The sequence below is a fragment of the Methylobacterium sp. J-076 genome, from assembly GCF_022829405.1.
Lineage (GTDB): Bacteria > Pseudomonadota > Alphaproteobacteria > Rhizobiales > Beijerinckiaceae > Methylobacterium.
In genome coordinates, this window is sequence record NZ_JAKSXW010000149.1 from 120,300 (window position 1) to 137,087 (window position 16,788).

Annotated in this window: 16 protein-coding genes; 9 read left to right on the plus strand and 7 right to left on the minus strand. The window is 71.5% G+C overall.

Translation table 11 applies throughout. The features are described 5' to 3' along the window. Positions 1-2 precede the first annotated feature (2 nt). The 3 genes from MKK53_RS22740 to MKK53_RS22750 form a co-directional block, all read right to left on the minus strand. Positions 3-1,322, minus strand: a complete 1,320-nt coding sequence (locus MKK53_RS22740; RefSeq protein ID WP_243931069.1) for an MFS transporter — start codon at positions 1,320-1,322, stop codon at positions 3-5. A 122-nt stretch (positions 1,323-1,444) separates the two neighbouring features. Then, entirely contained in the window at positions 1,445-2,839 is a 1,395-nt protein-coding gene (locus tag MKK53_RS22745; RefSeq protein ID WP_243931071.1) for a sigma-54-dependent transcriptional regulator, read from the minus strand. Continuing rightward, positions 2,824-4,284, minus strand: coding sequence for a sensor histidine kinase (locus MKK53_RS22750; RefSeq protein WP_243931073.1), 1,461 nt, complete (start codon positions 4,282-4,284; stop codon positions 2,824-2,826). Before MKK53_RS22750 ends, MKK53_RS22745 begins: the two co-directional genes overlap by 16 nt. 173 nt (positions 4,285-4,457) lie before the next feature. On the opposite strand from MKK53_RS22750, the gene MKK53_RS22755 reads away from it, so the two are divergent. Next, the gene (locus MKK53_RS22755; protein WP_243931075.1) at positions 4,458-4,787 is read left to right on the plus strand and encodes an Hpt domain-containing protein; all 330 of its coding nucleotides are present in this window, start codon (positions 4,458-4,460) and stop codon (positions 4,785-4,787) included. Positions 4,788-4,799: 12 nt separating this feature from the next. Here the strand turns inward: MKK53_RS22755 and MKK53_RS22760 are convergent, their stop codons facing one another. The 3 genes from MKK53_RS22760 to MKK53_RS22770 form a co-directional block, all read right to left on the minus strand. Beyond that, complete coding sequence (locus MKK53_RS22760) at positions 4,800-6,065, minus strand: sensor histidine kinase (RefSeq protein ID WP_243931077.1); 1,266 nt, start codon at positions 6,063-6,065, stop codon at positions 4,800-4,802. Between the two features lie 267 nt (positions 6,066-6,332). Further along, entirely contained in the window at positions 6,333-7,964 is a 1,632-nt protein-coding gene (locus MKK53_RS22765; protein WP_243931079.1) for an ABC1 kinase family protein, read from the minus strand. Between the two features lie 119 nt (positions 7,965-8,083). Then, a complete protein-coding gene (locus tag MKK53_RS22770) occupies positions 8,084-9,289 on the minus strand; it encodes an amino acid aminotransferase (protein ID WP_243931081.1) in 1,206 nt (401 codons plus the stop codon). Between the two features lie 237 nt (positions 9,290-9,526). Here MKK53_RS22770 and MKK53_RS22775 point away from each other — a divergent pair, with 237 nt between their 5' ends. The 3 genes from MKK53_RS22775 to MKK53_RS22785 all read left to right on the plus strand — a co-directional run bounded on the left by MKK53_RS22775 (position 9,527) and on the right by MKK53_RS22785 (position 12,128). Beyond that, the gene (locus MKK53_RS22775) at positions 9,527-10,666 is read left to right on the plus strand and encodes a branched-chain amino acid ABC transporter substrate-binding protein (protein WP_243931083.1); all 1,140 of its coding nucleotides are present in this window, start codon (positions 9,527-9,529) and stop codon (positions 10,664-10,666) included. 222 nt (positions 10,667-10,888) lie between these two features. Then, positions 10,889-11,164: a translation initiation factor IF-1 gene (gene infA, locus MKK53_RS22780; protein ID WP_238250273.1), complete on the plus strand. Its 276-nt coding sequence runs from the start codon at positions 10,889-10,891 to the stop codon at positions 11,162-11,164. Between the two features lies 1 nt (position 11,165). Then, positions 11,166-12,128 (plus strand): DMT family transporter, encoded by a 963-nt coding sequence (locus tag MKK53_RS22785; protein WP_243931084.1) that lies wholly within the window; start codon positions 11,166-11,168, stop codon positions 12,126-12,128. Here the strand turns inward: MKK53_RS22785 and MKK53_RS22790 are convergent. Beyond that, positions 12,086-12,391 carry a hypothetical protein gene (locus MKK53_RS22790; RefSeq protein ID WP_243931086.1) on the minus strand — a complete coding sequence of 102 codons (306 nt, stop codon included), beginning with the start codon at positions 12,389-12,391 and terminating at the stop codon, positions 12,086-12,088. The two genes, MKK53_RS22785 and MKK53_RS22790, sit on opposite strands and share 43 nt — an antisense overlap. A gap of 213 nt (positions 12,392-12,604) precedes the next feature. Between MKK53_RS22790 and MKK53_RS22795 the strand changes: the two genes are divergently transcribed. The 5 genes from MKK53_RS22795 to MKK53_RS22815 all read left to right on the plus strand — a co-directional run bounded on the left by MKK53_RS22795 (position 12,605) and on the right by MKK53_RS22815 (position 16,560). After that, positions 12,605-13,210 (plus strand): sulfite oxidase-like oxidoreductase, encoded by a 606-nt coding sequence (locus MKK53_RS22795; RefSeq protein WP_243931830.1) that lies wholly within the window; start codon positions 12,605-12,607, stop codon positions 13,208-13,210. 19 nt (positions 13,211-13,229) lie between these two features. After that, positions 13,230-13,937 (plus strand): FAD-binding oxidoreductase, encoded by a 708-nt coding sequence (locus MKK53_RS22800; protein WP_243931832.1) that lies wholly within the window; start codon positions 13,230-13,232, stop codon positions 13,935-13,937. Positions 13,938-14,008: 71 nt separating this feature from the next. Further along, the gene (locus tag MKK53_RS22805; RefSeq protein WP_243931088.1) at positions 14,009-14,248 is read left to right on the plus strand and encodes a hypothetical protein; all 240 of its coding nucleotides are present in this window, start codon (positions 14,009-14,011) and stop codon (positions 14,246-14,248) included. A gap of 131 nt (positions 14,249-14,379) precedes the next feature. Next, positions 14,380-14,616: a DUF6894 family protein gene (locus MKK53_RS22810; protein WP_243931090.1), complete on the plus strand. Its 237-nt coding sequence runs from the start codon at positions 14,380-14,382 to the stop codon at positions 14,614-14,616. Between the two features lie 228 nt (positions 14,617-14,844). After that, the gene (locus MKK53_RS22815; RefSeq protein WP_243931092.1) at positions 14,845-16,560 is read left to right on the plus strand and encodes a DEAD/DEAH box helicase; all 1,716 of its coding nucleotides are present in this window, start codon (positions 14,845-14,847) and stop codon (positions 16,558-16,560) included. Positions 16,561-16,788 lie beyond the last annotated feature (228 nt).

Below are 16,788 nucleotides of genomic sequence, written 5' to 3' on the forward strand. Positions count from 1 at the left end.
GGTCAGGCGACGGCGGCGCGGGGCAGGCCCCCGTCACCCCCTCCGGCGGCGGCGTCGGCGACGGTGTCCCGGGTCTCGGGCATCAGGGTCAGGTACAGGGCGAACCCGACGCCTGCGATGGCCGCGAGGCTGAGGAACGCCGCCGAGTAGCCGGCGGACACGATGATCAGCCCGGCGAAGGTCGCGCTCAGGGAGGCGCCCACCCCCTGGGCCGTCGCCACGGCGCCCTGGGCGGCGTTGAACCGTCCGCCGCCGCGGGTCAGGTCGGCCACGACGACGGGGAACAGGGCGCCGTAGACCCCCGCGCCGATGCCGTCGAGAAGTTGCACGCCCACCAGCCAGAACGGGTTGTTCGAGAAGGTGTAGAGCACGCCGCGGAGGGCCAGGATGCCGAAGGCGACGAGGAAGATCGGCTTGCGCCCGATGGCGTCGGCCTTGGCCCCCACGAAGATCGCCGTCGGCACCATCACGAGCTGGGCGGCCACGATGCAGACCGCGATCAGCGAAGTCGCGTAGTCCTTGCCCGAGATGTGGGTCAGCAACTGGCCCACCGAGGTCAGCATCGCGGCGTTGGCGAGGTGGAAGATCGCGCACAGGATCGCGAAGAGCAGCAGGCCCTTACTTTTGAAAAGCGTCTTCAGGCCGGAGGGCTGGTCGCCCGCCTTCTCCTCCTCGCTGGTCATGCCGCGGGCGAGGTCGTCGTCGATCTCATTGGCGGGGACCAGTAGCATCGCGCCGATCGACAGCGCCGCGAGGACGCCCATCAGCCAGAACACCACCACCGGGCCGAAGAAGTAGGCGAGCCCCCCGGCCAGCGCCGCCGAGGTCGCGTTGCCCGCGTGGTTGAAGCCCTCGTTGCGGCCGATCCGCCTGGAGAACATCTTGGGGCCGACGAGGCCCAGGGTGATGGCGGCGAGGGCGGGGGGGAAGATCGTGCCCGCCACGTGGGCGACGGACTGGGTGGCGGTGACCACGTAGAAGTTCGAGACGAAGGGCAGCACGAGGCAGCTCGCCGTCACGGCGATGGCCGCGCCGATGACCACGAGGCGCTTGTGGTTGGTGCTGTCGATGAAGGCGCCCGCGGGCGTCTGCGCGATGAGGCCGAGGATGCCGGCGATGGTCATCACGAGGCCGGTCGTGGCCTCGTTCCACCCCTGGTCGGGCCCGCGCACGGCGATCAGGTAGATCGCGAGGTAGGGGCCGAGGCCGTCGCGCACGTCGGCGAGGAAGAAGTTGAGGGCGTCGAGGCCGCGCAGGGCCTTCGCCGAGGGGCTCTTCGTCCGGCCGTCCCAGGTCTCGCTCGCAGCCGTCGGCCCCGTCATCGCGCCATGCTCCACCGTCCGCCCGCCCCTCTGGACCGGGCGCCACCAAGACGCGCCAACCCCCCGGCGGTTCCGGGAGGAGACGGCTGGATCGGACTTACGGAGGATAATAGGCGATTCGACTAGTCTCCGACGTCCGGGAGCGTGGTTCCGCTGTCGGGTTTAGCGACATCATCCGTCGCGATTTGCGACAGTGCGGGGTCCTCGCAGGCGAGGCCGTACCGCTCGATCTTGGCGTAGAGCAGCTGGCGCTGGATGCCGAGCCGTTTGGCGGCCTTCGTCCGGTTGCCCCCCTCGGCGCCGAGGGCCCGCTCGATCATCCGCCGCTCCAGCCGGGCCACGGCGCCGGGCAGGTCGGTCGTCTCGTCCTCCGGCACCGCCGCCCCGGCCGCGGCCGATCCCGGCAGGTCGATCTCCTCGGGGGCGATCAGTCCGCCACGCACCAGAAACGCGGCCCGCTCCACCACGTTGCGCAACTCGCGCACGTTGCCCGGCCATGGGTAGGCCAGCAGCCGGGCCGCCGCGCCGGCGCTCAGGCGCTTGCCGAAGGCGGCGAGGAAATGCTCCGCCAGCGGGACGATGTCGGCGAGGCGCTCCTGCAGGGGCGGCAGGGCGATGGGGACGACGGCGAGGCGATAGTAGAGGTCGGCGCGGAAGCGGCCCTCGGCCACCAGGGCCGGAAGGTCCCGGTGGGTCGCCGCAACGAGCCGGACATCGACCCGGAGGGGGCGCCCGCCGAGGGGCGTCACCGTGCGGTCCTGGATCACCCGCAGGATCTTCCCCTGCATGGCGGGGGCCATGTCGCCCACCTCGTCGAGGAACAGCGTGCCCCCGGCGGCCTGGGCGAAGGCGCCGCTGCGGTCGGAGGTGGCCCCGGGGAAACCGCCCCGCGCATGGCCGAACAGTTCGATCTCCAGCAGGTCCGGGCGGATGGCGGCGCAATCCACCGGGACGAAGGGCCTCTCCCGCCGGCTGGAGAAGGCGTGGAGGGCGCGGGCCACCTCCTCCTTGCCGGTGCCGGTCTCGCCGCCGATCAGCACCGTGGCCGGGCCGTCGGCGACGAGGCCGATGGCCTTCTGCACCCGGCGCATCGCCTCGCTCGACCCGACCAGCCCGCCCGCGGGGCGCCGGGTCTCCTGCACCGGGTCGGGCCGGGCCCGCTGGAGCATCCCGTCGAGGGCGGCGGCGAGGTCGGCCCGGCCCACGGGCTTCGTCAGGTGGTCGTGGGCACCCAGCCGCATCGCCTCGATGGTGTTGGCCGGGCTCGCGAAGGCGGTGAGCACGAGGACCGGCGGCGGGTTCGGCTGCGCCCGGATCCGGGCCAGCGTCGCCATGCCGTCGAGGTCCCCGGGCATGCGCAGGTCGAGGAGCACGGCGTTCACCCCACCGGCCGCCAGCCGCGTCAGGGCCTCGCCGCCGCTCGCCGCCACGGCGGGCAGGTGGCCGAGGTCGCCCACCGTCTCGGCCAAGCCCTCCCGCAGGGCGGCGTCGTCATCGACGATCAGGATGGTCGCCATGGGAGCTCCATGATGAAGGTCGCGCCCTCCCCGGGCGCCGTCGCCGCCAACCGCACGTCGCCACGATGCGCCCGGGCGATCTCCCGCACGATGGCGAGGCCGAGCCCGGTCCCCCCCGGCCGGGCGGTGGCGAAGGGCTCGAAGATCTCCGACCGCACCTCCGGATCGACGCCGGGGCCGGCATCGGACACCGCCAGCACGAGAAGCATGGCGCCGTCCTCGACGGTCTGCCGGGCTTCGAGGCGAACGCAACCGCCCTCGCCGCTGTGCTGGATGCCGTTCAGGATCAAGTTCTCGATGGCGCGGACCATCTGCGCCCGGTCGAGATGAGGATGCTCGTGCGTCGGCAGTTCGGCCGCCGCGATGGCGATGGCGATGCCCCGCGCCTGCGCCAGCTCCCGATGGTACTGCGCGCACTCCGCCAGCAGGGGGCCGACCGGGGTGGGGCGGCGCTGGATGGTGCGCGGCTGGGTGAGGTTCAGCAGGTCCCTCAGCAGGGCATCGACCCGGGCGATCTGCCCCAGCACGGCCTTCAGGGCGGTGGCCGCCCGTTCCGGCTCGCCGCTCACCAGGGCATTCTCGGCCTTCAGGCGCATGGCGGCGATGGGGTTGCGGACCTCGTGGGCGAGATCCGCCGCGAGCCGCCCGACGGCGGCGAGACGCTCGGCGGCCAAGGCGCGCTCGCGGGCGACGCGCAGCCGCCCGCCCGCGGCGTTCAGGGCCTCCACCAGCCGGTCGAGCTCGCGCTCTCCGGTGGGTGACAGGTGCGGCAGGTCCCCGGCCTCCGCCAGGGGTGAGGCCAGGGCCGCTTCGAGCTGGGCGATCCGCCGGGAGAAGCCGATCAGGAACCGGCCGAGGAAGGCCGCCGAGACCGCCACCGTGACCGCGAGGAAGGCGAGGCCCACCAGCAGGCGGGTGTAGGGCGGCCCCTCGGCCACGTGGGCGCGCATCATCGTCCAGGCGCTGGCGTCCGGGGCGTAGGCCCTCAGGGGGCAGCCCTGCAGGACGAGCACCTGCGTCCGGTTCGGCTGCCGGACGGTGACGGCGTGCTCCACATGCAGCGCCTCGGCGTTGACCGCGGCGATCATCGGGCGCTCCGCCGAGGGCAGGTCGGTCTTCGGGCCGGTGCCCTCGTAGGTCGGGAAGGCGTAGGCCACGGGGCCGCCGGATTCGGTCCAGATGCCGCCCTCGACGCCGGGCAGGGTTTCGAGCGCCAGGGAGACGACGCGCTCCGGCGACAGGCCCACCGACACCTTTCCCTTCCGCCCGGCCATCCGGTCGATGATCTCGCGGCAGCCGCGGGTCACCGCCACCTCCGCCTCGGCCACCTGCACGGCGGTGGATTGCCCGTAGAGGCCGTACAGCAGCAGGCCCGTGGCGGCCCCGGAGGCCAGCAGCATCATCCAGAGGGCGAGCAGCCGCGCCCGCAGGCTGTTCGTCCTCACGGTCGCGTTCGGCTCGCCACAATTATGCTCCCGGTCCCCCCGGACGCCGGGTCGGGACCATCTCCGCGACGACAACGTGATCGGCCGACGATGGAGCTGAGTTGGAGGATCTGCTTAAGCGGGGCATTCTGCATGGCAGAAAGGCAATCTCCAACTCCAGGAAGCCCGGTCCCGTGTCCACCCCCGAACTCGTCAACGCGAGCACGATCGACGAACTCGCCGACGTGATCGGGATGGAGCGGCTGGAGAAGCTGATCGACCGGTTCATCGCCAGCCTCGCCGAGGCCTTCCCTGGCGAGGGGCGGGCGGCGGCGGAGGTCGGCCGCGAGGCGCACACCTTCGTGTCCATGGCGGGGATGCTCGGCTGCGACGCCCTCTCCGAGGCGTGCCGGACCCTCGAACACCGGGTGAAGCGGGGCGAGGACATCGCCGCGCCCCTCGGCGAGGCCCGGCGGGCGCGGGACGCCACCCACGACGCCCTGGTGAGGCGTCGCGGAGGCTGACCGGAGAAGGGGCTAGCCCGCCATCTGCAGGGCGTAGGGTTCCGCCGGGACCGACAGGAGCGGGCTCTCGAAGCTCAACACGGCCCCGGAGACCGGATAGTCGAGGCGCACGCTGCCCCCGAAGCTGTGGGCGAGGCTCCGGGCGATCAGCCGGGTGCCGAACCCGGTGCGGGTCGGCGGCGCCACCGCGGGTCCGTCCACCTCCTCCCACCGGAAGCAAAGGACCGGCTGGCCGCCCGGGGCCGCGTCCAGCACGGTCCAAGACACCGCCACGTGGCCGGCCCCGGTCGAGAGCGCACCGTATTTCGTGGCGTTGGTGCCGAGCTCGTGCAGCATCAGCGCCAGGGTCATGCCCTGGTGGGCGGTCAGGGTCACGTCCGGCCCGTCGATCCGGAAGCGGCCGGGCCTGCCGTCCCCATGGAGCGTCACCGCCGTCTCCACCAGGGCGCGGAGGGGGGCGCTGGCGAAGGAGCCGCGCACCAGCACGTCGTGGGCCTGCGCCAGGGCGAGGAGCCGCGCCGACAGGGCGTCCGCCGCGGTGGCCAGGGATTCCGCGTTGCGCAGGGTCTGCGCCGCCACCGCCTGGACCAATGCCAGGGTGTTCTTCATCCGGTGCGCCATTTCCTGCATCAGCAGGGTCTGCCGCGCCTCGGTGTTCTTCAACTCGGTGATGTCGCGGGCGACGGCCAGGATGCGCTCGGGCCGCTCGTCCGCCCCGTGGATCGGCGTGACGGCGATGTCCCACCATGTGGAGACGTCGCGGACTTCGAGCTCCGCCTTGAAGCGGTTCGAGTGCCCGAGCCGCGCCGCGTGCAGGCCGCCGAGCACGGCGGCGCGGCTCTCGGGGCAGATCCAGAAATCGACGAAGGGTTGGCCGGTCGCCTCGGCCGCGGTGAGGAGGCCGAGGATCGACGGGCCGTTCTCGCTCATGGTGAGCAGGCCGCCGTCGAGGTCGAGCATCGCGACGAAGTCGTTCGTCGACCAGAGGATGCGGCGGGCGAACTCCTCACTCACCTTCAGCTTCAGGTTCAGGCCCTCGGCATCGGCCAGCCGGGCCGCGCCGTCCTCGAGATCGCGCTGGTAGAGGGCCGCGTTCGTCTCCGCCGCGACGCGCTCCGTCTCGACCACGTGGCCGAGATGGACGTTGCGCTCGCTCGCGATGCCGGCCAGCTCCATCGCTTGGCTCAGCAGCCGGCGCAGGCGGGCATTCTCCCCCTCGAGCAGCCGGAGGCGGCCACCGGCCTGATCCTGTTCCGTCAGCGCAACCCGCAGATCCATGACAGCGCCCCCGCCGTACCCCGCATCGCAGACCCCTTGTCGGGGCGAGACCCAGCCGTGACCCGCCGAAGGCAAGACTGGCGACGATCTGTCGAGGCGAAGACGACGGTGACGGATAGGCCCGCTTCTGAACCGACGCCCCGCCCGCGATCACGCGATTCGAGGGGTCAGGAACGGTAACACGGTGCCGGGGTGCCGCAAGCGAAGTCTGTCCTTCCCCACTTGCGACAAAACGACGAGATACGAAATTCGTATTCGGTGTGCGCCTCAGCGCTTTCGCATGAGAAGCACCAGCCAGCCGATCCCCAGAATAAAGACGACGAGGCCGATCGATACGAAGACCGGCGTGCCCAAATCGATGAGGCGGGGGGCGAGCTGGGTCGCGAATGCAGCCACGACCAGGGCCACTGCGACCCGGGCGGCGGCCCGCTCGATGCCGCGGGTGACCTTTTCCAGGCCCTTGATCTCGATCTCGACGGTGACGCGGCCCTGCTTGAGCCGCACCAGCATCAGGTGGATCAGGGTCGGCAGTTCCGAGGCCGCCCCGAAGAGGCCGGCGCCCAACGCCTCGGCCTTCTGTTTCAGGCCGTCCAGGGAGAATTGCGAGCGCATGCTCGCCTGCACCGTCGGCCCGGCGGCGGCGAACAGGTCGAAGTTCGGGTCGAGGTGGCGCATCACGCCGTCGGCCGTCACGAGGCCCTTGAACAGGATCGCGAGGTCTGTGGGCATCGCAAGGTCGTTCTCGCGGGCCATGTTCATGAAATCGGTGAGGACGAGCCCGAGGTTCAGCGGGATCGTCGAGTGGCTCTCCACGAAGGACTGGGCGGAGACCTGGAGCTTCGTGAGGTCGGGGTTGCTGGTGCCGGTCCAGTCGAGCAGCACGGCCATCAGGCCGTCCGCGTCCTGCTTCAGCATGGCGCCGATCAGCACGAGGAGCTGGGTGCGCCGCCGCTGGGACAGGCGGCCGATGATGCCGAAATCGATGAAGCCGATGCGGTTTCCCGACATCGCCAGCATGTTGCCGGGGTGCGGGTCGGCGTGGAACTGGCCCTCGATCAGGGCCATCTGCAGGAACGCGTCGGTGCCCTTCTGGGCGAGGAGCTTCTTGTCGATCCCCGCCGCCTGGAGCGCCGCGTCGTCGTTGGGCGGGATGCCGTGGATGAAGTCCTGCACGAGCACCCGCTCGGAGCAGTACTCCCAGTGGATCTTCGGGAAGATGATGTCGTCCCGGCCGACGAAGATCTGCGCGAGCTGCTCGCAGTTGCGGGCCTCGTTGAGGAGGTCGAGTTCGCCGTTGAGGCCGTCCGCGAGGTGGCGCATCTGCTCCCGCGGCTGGTAGCGGGCCATGTCGGGCCACTCGGTCTCCAGGATGCGGGCGCCGTGCGCCATCAGCCGCAGGTCGGCCTCGATGATCTTGCGCAGGTTCGGCCGCACCACCTTGACGATGACGTCCTCGCCCGAGTGCAGGCGCGCCCGGTAGACCTGGGCGATGGAGGCCGAGGCGATCGGCTCGACGTTGAACTCGGCGAAGACCTCGGTGGGCGGGGCGCCGAGATCCTGCTCCAGCTGCGGCCCGATCTGCTCCCACGACACGGGGACGACCTGGCTGTGCAGCTTCTGCAACTCCTCCGTCCAGGCGGGGGAGAGAAGGTCGGGCCGGCTCGCCAGGATCTGGCCGAACTTGATGAAGGTCGGCCCGAGCGCCTCGATGGCCCGGCGCATGCGCTCGGGTTCGGAGAGGCGGGTCACGTCGAGGCGCGGCTGGCGACGGGGCAGCAGGGGGAGGGCGCGCAGACCGAGCCGATCCACGACGCGGGTCACGCCGAAGCCGATCAGGATCGAGGCAATCTCCGACAGCCGCTGGCGGTCGCGTGCGGCAACGAAGGCGGTTTTGAGCATGGGGCTGGCGGTGTCCCTGGGGTTGGCCCCCACCGCAGCCCGATCTTAAGGACTTTTTTGGGACCTACTTACGCAAAGCGGACGGCGCCGCCGCGGCATCGCGGCGCCGTCCCCGGGCGTCAGCCCTTCACGGAGGCGTCGATGGCGTCGAGCACCCGGTCGATGTTGTGGGCGTTGAGGGCGGCCACGCAGACCCGGCCCGTCTCCAGGGCATAGACCTCGTGGGTGTCGCGCAGGCGCACCGCCTCGTCGGGGGTGAGGCCGGTGTAGGAGAACATGCCCTTCTGCACCTTGATCGCCTCGAAACCCCGGTCGGGGTGGCGCTGGTGCAGGCTGTCGGCCATCCGCACCCGCATCTCCTTGATGCGCTCGCGCATCTGGCCGAGCTCCTTCTCCCAATCGGCCCGCAGGGCGGGGTCGGTGAGCACCGTCTCGACGATGGCCGCGCCGTGGGTATGCGGGTTCGAGTAGCTCGCCCGCACGAGACGCTTGGCCAGGGCCTCGACCTTGGCGCGCATGGCCGGCTCGGACGCGACGATGGTGAGCGCGCCGACGCGCTCGCCGTAGAGCGAGAACGACTTCGAGAAGGACGAGGCCACGAGGAATTCCTGGCCCGATTCGGCGAACATCCGCACCGGTGCGGCATCGTCGTCGAGGCCGAGGCCGAAGCCCTGGTAGGCGATGTCGAGGAAGGGGATGAGCCCGCGGGACTGCATCAGCGGCACGAGGTCGGCCCACTCCTCGTGGGTGAGGTCCGCCCCGGTCGGGTTGTGGCAACAGGCGTGCAGCACCACGATGGAGCCCCCGGGCAGGGCCTCCAGGGCGGCGCGCATGGCCGGATAGTCGGCCCCGCCGGTCTCGGCGTCGAAATAGGGATAGTCCACGACGGTGAACCCGGCCTGGGTGAACAGGGCGCGGTGGTTCTCCCAGGTCGGGTCGCTCACGGCCACGGTGGCGCCGGGCTTCAGCTTGGCCAGCACGTCGGCGCCGATCTTAAGGGCGCCGGTTCCGCCGACGCTCTGAAGGGTCGCCGCGCGGTTCTGCGACAGGATCGGCGCGCCGGCCCCGAAGAGCAGCGCCTGCACGGCGTCGCGGAACGGCTTCGTCCCCTCGATCGGCCGGTAGGTCTTCGGCAGCGCCTTGTCGATCCAGCGCTTCTCGGCCTCCTGCACGGCGCGCAGGCGCGGCACCTTGCCTTCCGCATCGGTGTAGACGCCGATGGCGAGGTTCAGCTTGCCCGGGCGGGTATCGGCATTGAACGCCTCGAACAGGCGCATGATGGGGTCGAGCGGCGCATCCTGGATGCCGGCGAACAGCGAGGTCATTGAATGTGTCCCGAAACGGCGGAGGCGGCCCGCCGGGGACGAAGTCTCGCCGCCGCGGCACTGCGGGCCGGCCGCCTTATCGCGCAGTTCGCCGCGGATCGCGACCCTGCGGATGCGGGACGCCGGCGGAAAAAGCGTGCGATCGCCTGTGCCCCGAAGAAAAAGCCGCGTTGCGCCGGACTGCGGAGGGCGGCTTATACTCGCGCCACTCCGCACCCGCCGGGGACGCACCGGACCATGAGAGCCCGTTCCGCTACCCTCGGCCTGATCCTCTGCCCGATCTTCGGCCTTATCGGCTCGCTCCCCGCCGCCGCCCAGGCGACGGCCAGGATCGGCCTGTCGGCCCCCCTCACCGGACCGGACGCCGCCTTCGGCCAGGGGCTCCGCCTCGGGGCGGAGCAAGCGGTGGCCGACCTCAACAGGGCGGGTCCGCAACGCTTCGCCCTGACGGTCGCCGACGACGGGGGTGACCCCCGGCAGGCGGGGGCCATCGCGGCGCGGTTCGCCACCGACGGCATCTCGATGGTCGTCGGGCCCTTCGAATCTGCGGCCGTCGCCGCCGCGGCGGCGGCCGGCGAGCGGGCCGGCACCGTCGTCATCGCCCCCGGCGCCACCTACGGCCCCCTGACGGGACGGGGCCTGTGGAACCTGTTCCGCCTCGGCACCGGCGACCCGCAGCAGGGGAGAGCCGCCGCCGACTACCTTGCCAAGGCCTTCGCCGGCCGCCCCGTCGCCATCGTCAGCGACCAGACCACGTTCGGGCGCAGCCTCGCGGACGCCGTCGCCGGGCGGCTCCATGAACTCGACCGGCGCGAGGCCGTCTTCGAGGGCATCGACCGGGGCACCAGGGATTTCGGCCCGCTCGTGGCGCGCCTGTCCGCGGCCAAAGTCGCGGCCGTCTACTTCGGCGGCCTGGGGCCGGATGCCGCCGGGCTTGTCAGGGCCATGCGCGAGGCTCGCCTCGGCGCGACGCTGGTGGCGAGCGACGGCATCCTCGGCGCCGCCTTCGCCGCCCTCGGCCCGGCGGGGGAGGGGACCGTGATGACGATGCCCCCCGACCCTCCCCGTCTGCCGGAGGGTCGGGCGCCGCGCCCGCCCCGGTCCCCCGAGGCCGATGCCGTGGCGACGGGGGCCTACGCCGCCGTGCAACTCTTCGCCCAGGCCCTCGACCGCGGGCGGGCGCTCGACGGCAGGACCGGGCGGGTCGATGGGCGGAAGCTGGCCCAGGCCCTGCACGACGGCGGCTTCAAGACGGTGCTCGGGCCGGTCGCCTTCGACGGGCGGGGCGACCTCAGCGGCGGCGCGGTGGTCCTCCGGGTCTGGCGCCGCATGCCCGACGGGCGCCTCGACTATGCCGGGCAGGAGCCGCCCTCCTGACCGTTCCGGTGACGAAAGAGGCGGTATGGCGGCCGGGGGAACGCCACAGCCGACTTGCGGCGCCCTTCCTTCACGACTAAATCCGTGCTTCGCCGCCGGGCAGCCGCGATCCGTCTTCACGGATCGGACCGTCGCGCTCCGGCGTTTTTCAGACGACACGGGTTGTCGAACGCATTGTTTGCCGGAACGCCTGCTGCCGGACGGTTCGACTGGAGAGGGTGTATGGCAAAAGAAGAGTTGATGCAGTTCGACGGTCTCGTGATCGAGATCCTTCCCGATGCCCGCTACCGCGTGCAGTTGGACCAGGGCCACGAGATCGTGGCCTACACCGCGGGCAAGATGAAGAAGAACCGCATCAAGACCCTGGCCGGGGACCGGGTGACGGTGGAGATGTCGCCGTACGACCTGGAAAAGGGCCGCCTCGTGTTCCGCCACAAGGACGAGCGTGCCTCCGGTCCGCGTCCCCCCGTGCGCGGCGGCCAGTTCCGTCGCCGCTGAGGTGAGAGCGCCGGGCGGCGGCTCCGTCGCGTCGGCCTATCCCCTCCTGACCCTGACGGCCCTGCTCTGGGCGGGGAACGCCGTCACCAGCCGGTGGGCACCGGGCCACGTCTCGCCGCAGGTCATCACGTCCCTGCGCTGGCTGATCGCCTGCGCGGTGCTGCTGCCCTTCGCCGGACCGCGCATCGCGGCGGAGTGGCCGGTGCTGCGGAGGCACTGGGTGCGGATCCTGCTGATGGGCGGGCTCGGCTACACCGCCTTCAACTGCCTGTTCTACGCGGCGGGCACCTATACCGGTGCCGTCAACCTCGCCCTGTTCCAGGGCTCGATCCCGGTCATGGTGATCGTGGCCAACCGGATCGCCTACGGCGTGCCGGTCGGTCTCGGGCAGGCCGTGGGGGTGGTGCTGACGCTGGCCGGGGCCGCCCTGGCCGCGAGCCACGGCGACCTCTCGGTGCTGACGCACCTCGCCTTCAACCGCGGCGACGTGCTCGTCTTCGGGGCCTGCCTCCTCTACGCCGGCTATACCGTCGTCCTGCCGACGCGGCCGAAGGTGTCGGCCCTGGGCTTCTTCGGCGCGATGGCGATCGCGGCGTTCGTCACCTCCCTGCCGCCGCTGGCGGTGGAATCGGCCACGGGCCATGCCGTGTGGCCGAGCCATTGGGGCTGGGCGATGGTCGCCTTCGTGGGGCTCGGCCCCTCGCTGCTCGCGCAGCTGTGCTTCATGCGCGGGGTGGAGCTGATCGGCCCCAACCGCGCAGGCTTGTTCGTGAACCTCGTGCCGATCTTCGGGGCGGGGCTCGCCGTCCTGTTGATCGGCGAGCCCTTCGGCCCGACGGAGGCGGCGGCCCTGGCGCTCGTGCTCACCGGGATCGCCTGCGCCGAGCTCCTGAAGCCGCCGCGGGCTCCGGCCGATCCGGCCTACTCGCAGACGCGGACGCGGCGGAACAGCACGTCGCCGTAGGCATCCACGTAGCGGCGGCGCTCGAAGTGGCAGATCGGGCCTTCATCCTCCTCGACGTAGACCGGCGGCGGGGCGCGGTAGACGGGGCGGCCGGGGTAGTAGCCGTTGTTGGCGGAGCCGGCGATGGCGCTGCCCACGGCGAGGCCGCCGATGACGCCGAGCGCCGCAGCCCCCCCTGCGCCGATGCCGTCCCGCGCCTGGGCGGCCGGGGCGAGGGAAACGAGGCCGCTCAAGAGCACGGCCGTGGCGAATGTCACGCGCATAGCTTAATCCGTAATGGTCCCACGCCTTCAGACGTTCGACCGATCACACATCAGCTTTCGGGCGATTGTTCGGCGAAGGACGAAGGCCTTGCCCGACCGGGTGGACACCCCGGGTGAGGGCGGCAGGGGAGCGGGGAGGTGAGGGACCGCCGGGCGACGCTTGACGGCGGCGGCGCGGCACCCGAAACCGGCCTCCGGGACAAGGGGAACGTGATGGTCACACGCGGCTTCGTCGGACGCAGGCAGCCCCCCGAGACCGGCGCGCGCCTGCCGCCGGGACAGTACCTGACGCAGGACTTCCCGATCCTCCAGATCGGGCCCAATCCCGCCGTGGACCTCGCCACGTGGCGCTTCACGATCCGCGAGGGTTCGCGCCCGATCAAGTCGTGGAGCTGGGACGAGTTCGGGGCGCTGCCGCGCACCCGCTGGGCGGGGGATATCCACTGCGTGACGAAGTGGTCGAAGTTCGACACCGAATGGGAAGGCGTGACCATCGACGACCTGCTGGCCGCCGCCGACATGTCCGCGCCCACCGCCTACCTGCTCGCGGAATCCTTTGACGACTACACCACCAACGTGCCCGTGGCCGACCTGCTGAACGGCAAGGCCATGATCGCGACGCGGTACGCCGGGGCGCCGATCCATGCCGACCACGGGGGTCCGGCCCGGCTGTTCGTGCCGCACCTGTATTTCTGGAAGAGCGCCAAATGGCTGAAAGGCCTGCGCTTCACGGGCACCGACACCGCCGGCTACTGGGAGCTGCGCGGCTACCACATGTACGGGGATCCTTGGCGTGAGCAGCGCTACATCGGAGATTGAGCCGGCCGCCGCCGAGCCCATGGTGTTCCGCTGGCACGAGGCGGAGGTCGCCTCGGTCACGGTGGTGACGCCGCACGTCAAGAGCGTGCGCCTGCGCTGCGGGATCGCCGGCCGCCAGCGGGCGGGTCAGCATGTCGACGTCCGCCTCACCGCGGCGGACGGCTACCGGGCCAGCCGCAGCTATTCGGTCGCCTCGGTGCCCGACGGAAGCGGCACCCTGGAGCTTCTGGTGGAGGGCTTGCCGGATGGCGAGGTCTCCGGCTGGTTCTTCGATTGCGCCGGGGTCGGGGACCGGCTGGAGCTGCGCGGACCGATCGGCGGTTCCTTCTCCTGGGACGGGCCCGACGGCGGGCCGCTTCTCCTGGCGGGCGGGGGCTCGGGCGTCGTGCCGCTGCTGGCCATGCTCCGGCGCCGGGCGGAGGTGGCGCCAAACATCCCGGCGGCGCTGATCTACTCCGTCCGCACCCGGGCCGAGGCCATCGCCCTCTCCGAACTCGAAGCCCGCGACCGGGACGAGCCGAACTTCTCGCTGTTCCTACGCACCACGCGGGAGGGCGAGGGGCGCCGGATCGACGCCGCCGTCGTGGACGCCGCCCTCGCCCGGATCGGCACGCCGAAGAAGGTGTTCCTGTGCGGGTCCAACCGCTTCGCCAGCCCCGCCGCCGACCTCATCGCCGCCGCGGGAGTCCCGCCCGGTATCGTGCGCACCGAGCGCTTCGGGGCCTGACCGCGTCGGGAACCCGGTGCGGGCTGGGCCGTTCGAGCCGTACCGGCATTCGGCCGGTGTCGGAGGTGGTGATGCTCGGCACGCTTTCCCGGATCTCTCTCGTCACGGTGGCCCTCGTCGGACTGGCCGGCGCCGCCTCGGCGCGCGATGCTACGGCCCCCAAGAAGAAGGGCCAGATGACGAGCCTCAACGGGTTCAAACCAGCCTATCGGGCGGATACGCGGGTGTCGGGTTCGGACCAGCCCTACGCATGGCCCGTCAGCGACCGCTACCGCCCGGTCTCCCACCCGTATTTCGGCCGCGCCTTCTGAGACCCACGCGGTCGTGGACCGGTGGCCCGTCGCGGTGCGGCAATCGCGCGGGCCGCTCATTGAGAATTGTCACTACGTAGAAACAGCGGAGACGTAAGGTCGGCGCCGATCCATTCATCATTGCGCGCCCATTGCCCCGCTATTTTATCGACCTTCACGACGGTGCCAACTTCGTCCGGGACCGGGCCGGGTTCGATCTGCCGGACCTCGACGCCGCTCGCGTCCAGGCCGCGCGGATCATGACCCGGATCGCCCAGGGCCTCGCGGAAGGCCCCGAGCGGCAGGACTACGTATTGGCCGTGCGGACGGAGGACGGCGTGGTCCGACTGCGCATGCGCATGTCGCTGGACCCCGACCCCACCGTGTAGGGCACCGACCCAAGCAGGGGCCTCATGCCCGGGGAGGAGTGGTCAGCGCGGCGCCCAGCCGTTACGATTGGGTTTCCGGACCTGAAATGGGCGGCCTTCGGATGGATGCGAACAAGCGTCCCGTGCGTGCGATTGCGCTGCGCGCTCGTTGTCTGAGTATGCCGCATTTTCATACGCCGAACCGGTACCCATCCCGGCGGAAAATGCTCTAACGAAAGCCAGACCGAAGTGCCTTTCCCCACCCTGCCCGCTCCTCTTTCGCGGGCCTTGGCCGAGCGCGGCTATGCCGAGCCGACCCCCGTTCAGGCCGCCGTCCTCGAAGCGGCCGGAGGCGGCCGCGACCTCCTCGTCTCCGCTCAGACGGGCTCCGGCAAGACCGTCGCCTACGGGCTCGCCATGGCGGACCTCCTCGTCGGCCCGGACGAGATCATGCCCGCCCCCGGCGCGCCGCTCGCCCTGGTGATCGCCCCCACACGCGAACTCGCCCTGCAAGTGCAGCGTGAGCTCGAATGGCTCTATGGCGCGGCCCATGGCCGGGTCACCGCCTGCGTCGGCGGCATGGACCCCCGCCGGGAGGCCCGCTGCCTCGCCGAGGGCTCGCAGATCGTCGTGGGCACGCCGGGCCGCCTGCGCGACCACTTGGAGCGGCGCTCCCTCAACCTGTCCACCCTGCGGGCGGTCGTCCTCGACGAGGCCGACGAGATGCTCGACCTCGGCTTCCGCGAGGACATCGAGTTCATCCTCTCGGCGACGCCGCAGGAGCGCTCCACCTACCTGTTCTCCGCGACCCTGCCCAAGGGCATCGAGGCCCTGGCCGAGCGCTACCAGCGCGACGCCCTGCGGCTGGCGGTGAAGAGCGAGACCAGGGGCCATGCCGACATCGCCTACCGGGCGGTGCGGGTGGTCCCCCGCGAGATCGAGCACGTGGTACTCAACCTCTTGCGCGAGGCCGACGCGCCCACGGCCATCGTGTTCTGCAACACCCGGAATGCGGTGCGCCACCTGCAGGCGAACCTGACCGAGCGGGGCTTCTCCGCGGTGGGGCTTTCCGGCGAGATGGGCCAGGGCGAGCGCAACGCCGCCCTCCAGGCCCTGCGCGACGGCCGGGTCCGGGTCTGCGTGGCGACGGATGTCGCCGCCCGGGGCATCGACCTGCCCTCGCTGAGCCTCGTGATCCACGCCGACCTGCCCCATGACGCCGAGGTGATGCAGCACCGCAGCGGGCGCACCGGCCGGGCCGGGCGCAAGGGCACCTCCGTGCTCCTCGTGCCGAATGCCCGCCGCCGCAGGGCCGAGCAGATGTTCGCCATGGCCAAGGTGTCGCCGGAATGGTGCGGCCCGCCGTCGGCCGACACGATCCGCAACCTCGACGCCGAACGGATGCTCACCGACCCCCTGATCGCCGAGCCGCCCTCCGAGGACGACGCGGTGCTGGCGCAGATGCTCCTGGCCCACAAGAGCCCGGAGGAACTCGCCAACGTGGTCGCCCGCGTCTACCGCACGCGCCTGCCGGCGCCGGAGGACATCACCGACCCCGGTGAGGGCCGTGCCCGGGCCGAGCGGCCGCCCTACGATCCGATGAACCCCGAGCAGATCGCGGCGATGGGCCCGGCGGTGTGGTTCCGCCTCAACCTCGGCCGGCGCGACAACGCCGACCCGCGGCGCCTGCTGCCGCTCCTGACCCGGCGCGGCGGCCTCGACCGCCAGGAGATCGGCGCGATCCGCATCTTCGACCGGGAGACCAAGTTCGAGGTCCGCGGCTCGGCGGCCTCGCGCTTCGCCGAATCCTTCGCGCGCAACGGCTCGCCGGAGATCCAGGTGGAGGCGCTGCCGCCGGAATTCGCCCCGGCCCCGCGCAAGGGACCGCCCGGCGGAAAGGGTCCGGCGTCCCCCCGGGCCGACCGCCATCGGCGCAACGCCGGGTTCAAGCCGCAGCGGAGTTGAACCGCACCCCGCGCTTCGTGCAGGCGCGGGGGCCGGCCAAGGGGGGGCTCCATCCCCCGATGCTCATCGTGACAGCTGAACATGAGACGCGCAGCTCTCCCTTTCCCCACAAGGCGGGGGGAGGGGAGCTTGGCAATCACATGATCAAGGCGAAGCCGGCTCGCCCGGCCGGACGGCGGGTTCAGCTGCTTCGAAGACTCGCAAGATCATAAGTCACCACGCGCTCTC

Coding starts and splice junctions, on each gene's coding strand:
- MKK53_RS22740 (WP_243931069.1), bottom strand. CDS start 1,322: ATGACGGGGCCGACGGCTGCGAGCGAGACCTGGGACGGCCGGACGAAG.
- MKK53_RS22745 (WP_243931071.1), bottom strand. CDS start 2,839: ATGGCGACCATCCTGATCGTCGATGACGACGCCGCCCTGCGGGAGGGC.
- MKK53_RS22760 (WP_243931077.1), bottom strand. CDS start 6,065: ATGGATCTGCGGGTTGCGCTGACGGAACAGGATCAGGCCGGTGGCCGC.
- MKK53_RS22765 (WP_243931079.1), bottom strand. CDS start 7,964: ATGCTCAAAACCGCCTTCGTTGCCGCACGCGACCGCCAGCGGCTGTCG.
- MKK53_RS22770 (WP_243931081.1), bottom strand. CDS start 9,289: ATGACCTCGCTGTTCGCCGGCATCCAGGATGCGCCGCTCGACCCCATC.
- MKK53_RS22775 (WP_243931083.1), top strand. CDS start 9,527: ATGAGAGCCCGTTCCGCTACCCTCGGCCTGATCCTCTGCCCGATCTTC.
- infA (WP_238250273.1), top strand. CDS start 10,889: ATGGCAAAAGAAGAGTTGATGCAGTTCGACGGTCTCGTGATCGAGATC.
- MKK53_RS22790 (WP_243931086.1), bottom strand. CDS start 12,391: ATGCGCGTGACATTCGCCACGGCCGTGCTCTTGAGCGGCCTCGTTTCC.
- MKK53_RS22795 (WP_243931830.1), top strand. CDS start 12,605: ATGGTCACACGCGGCTTCGTCGGACGCAGGCAGCCCCCCGAGACCGGC.
- MKK53_RS22800 (WP_243931832.1), top strand. CDS start 13,230: ATGGTGTTCCGCTGGCACGAGGCGGAGGTCGCCTCGGTCACGGTGGTG.
- MKK53_RS22805 (WP_243931088.1), top strand. CDS start 14,009: ATGCTCGGCACGCTTTCCCGGATCTCTCTCGTCACGGTGGCCCTCGTC.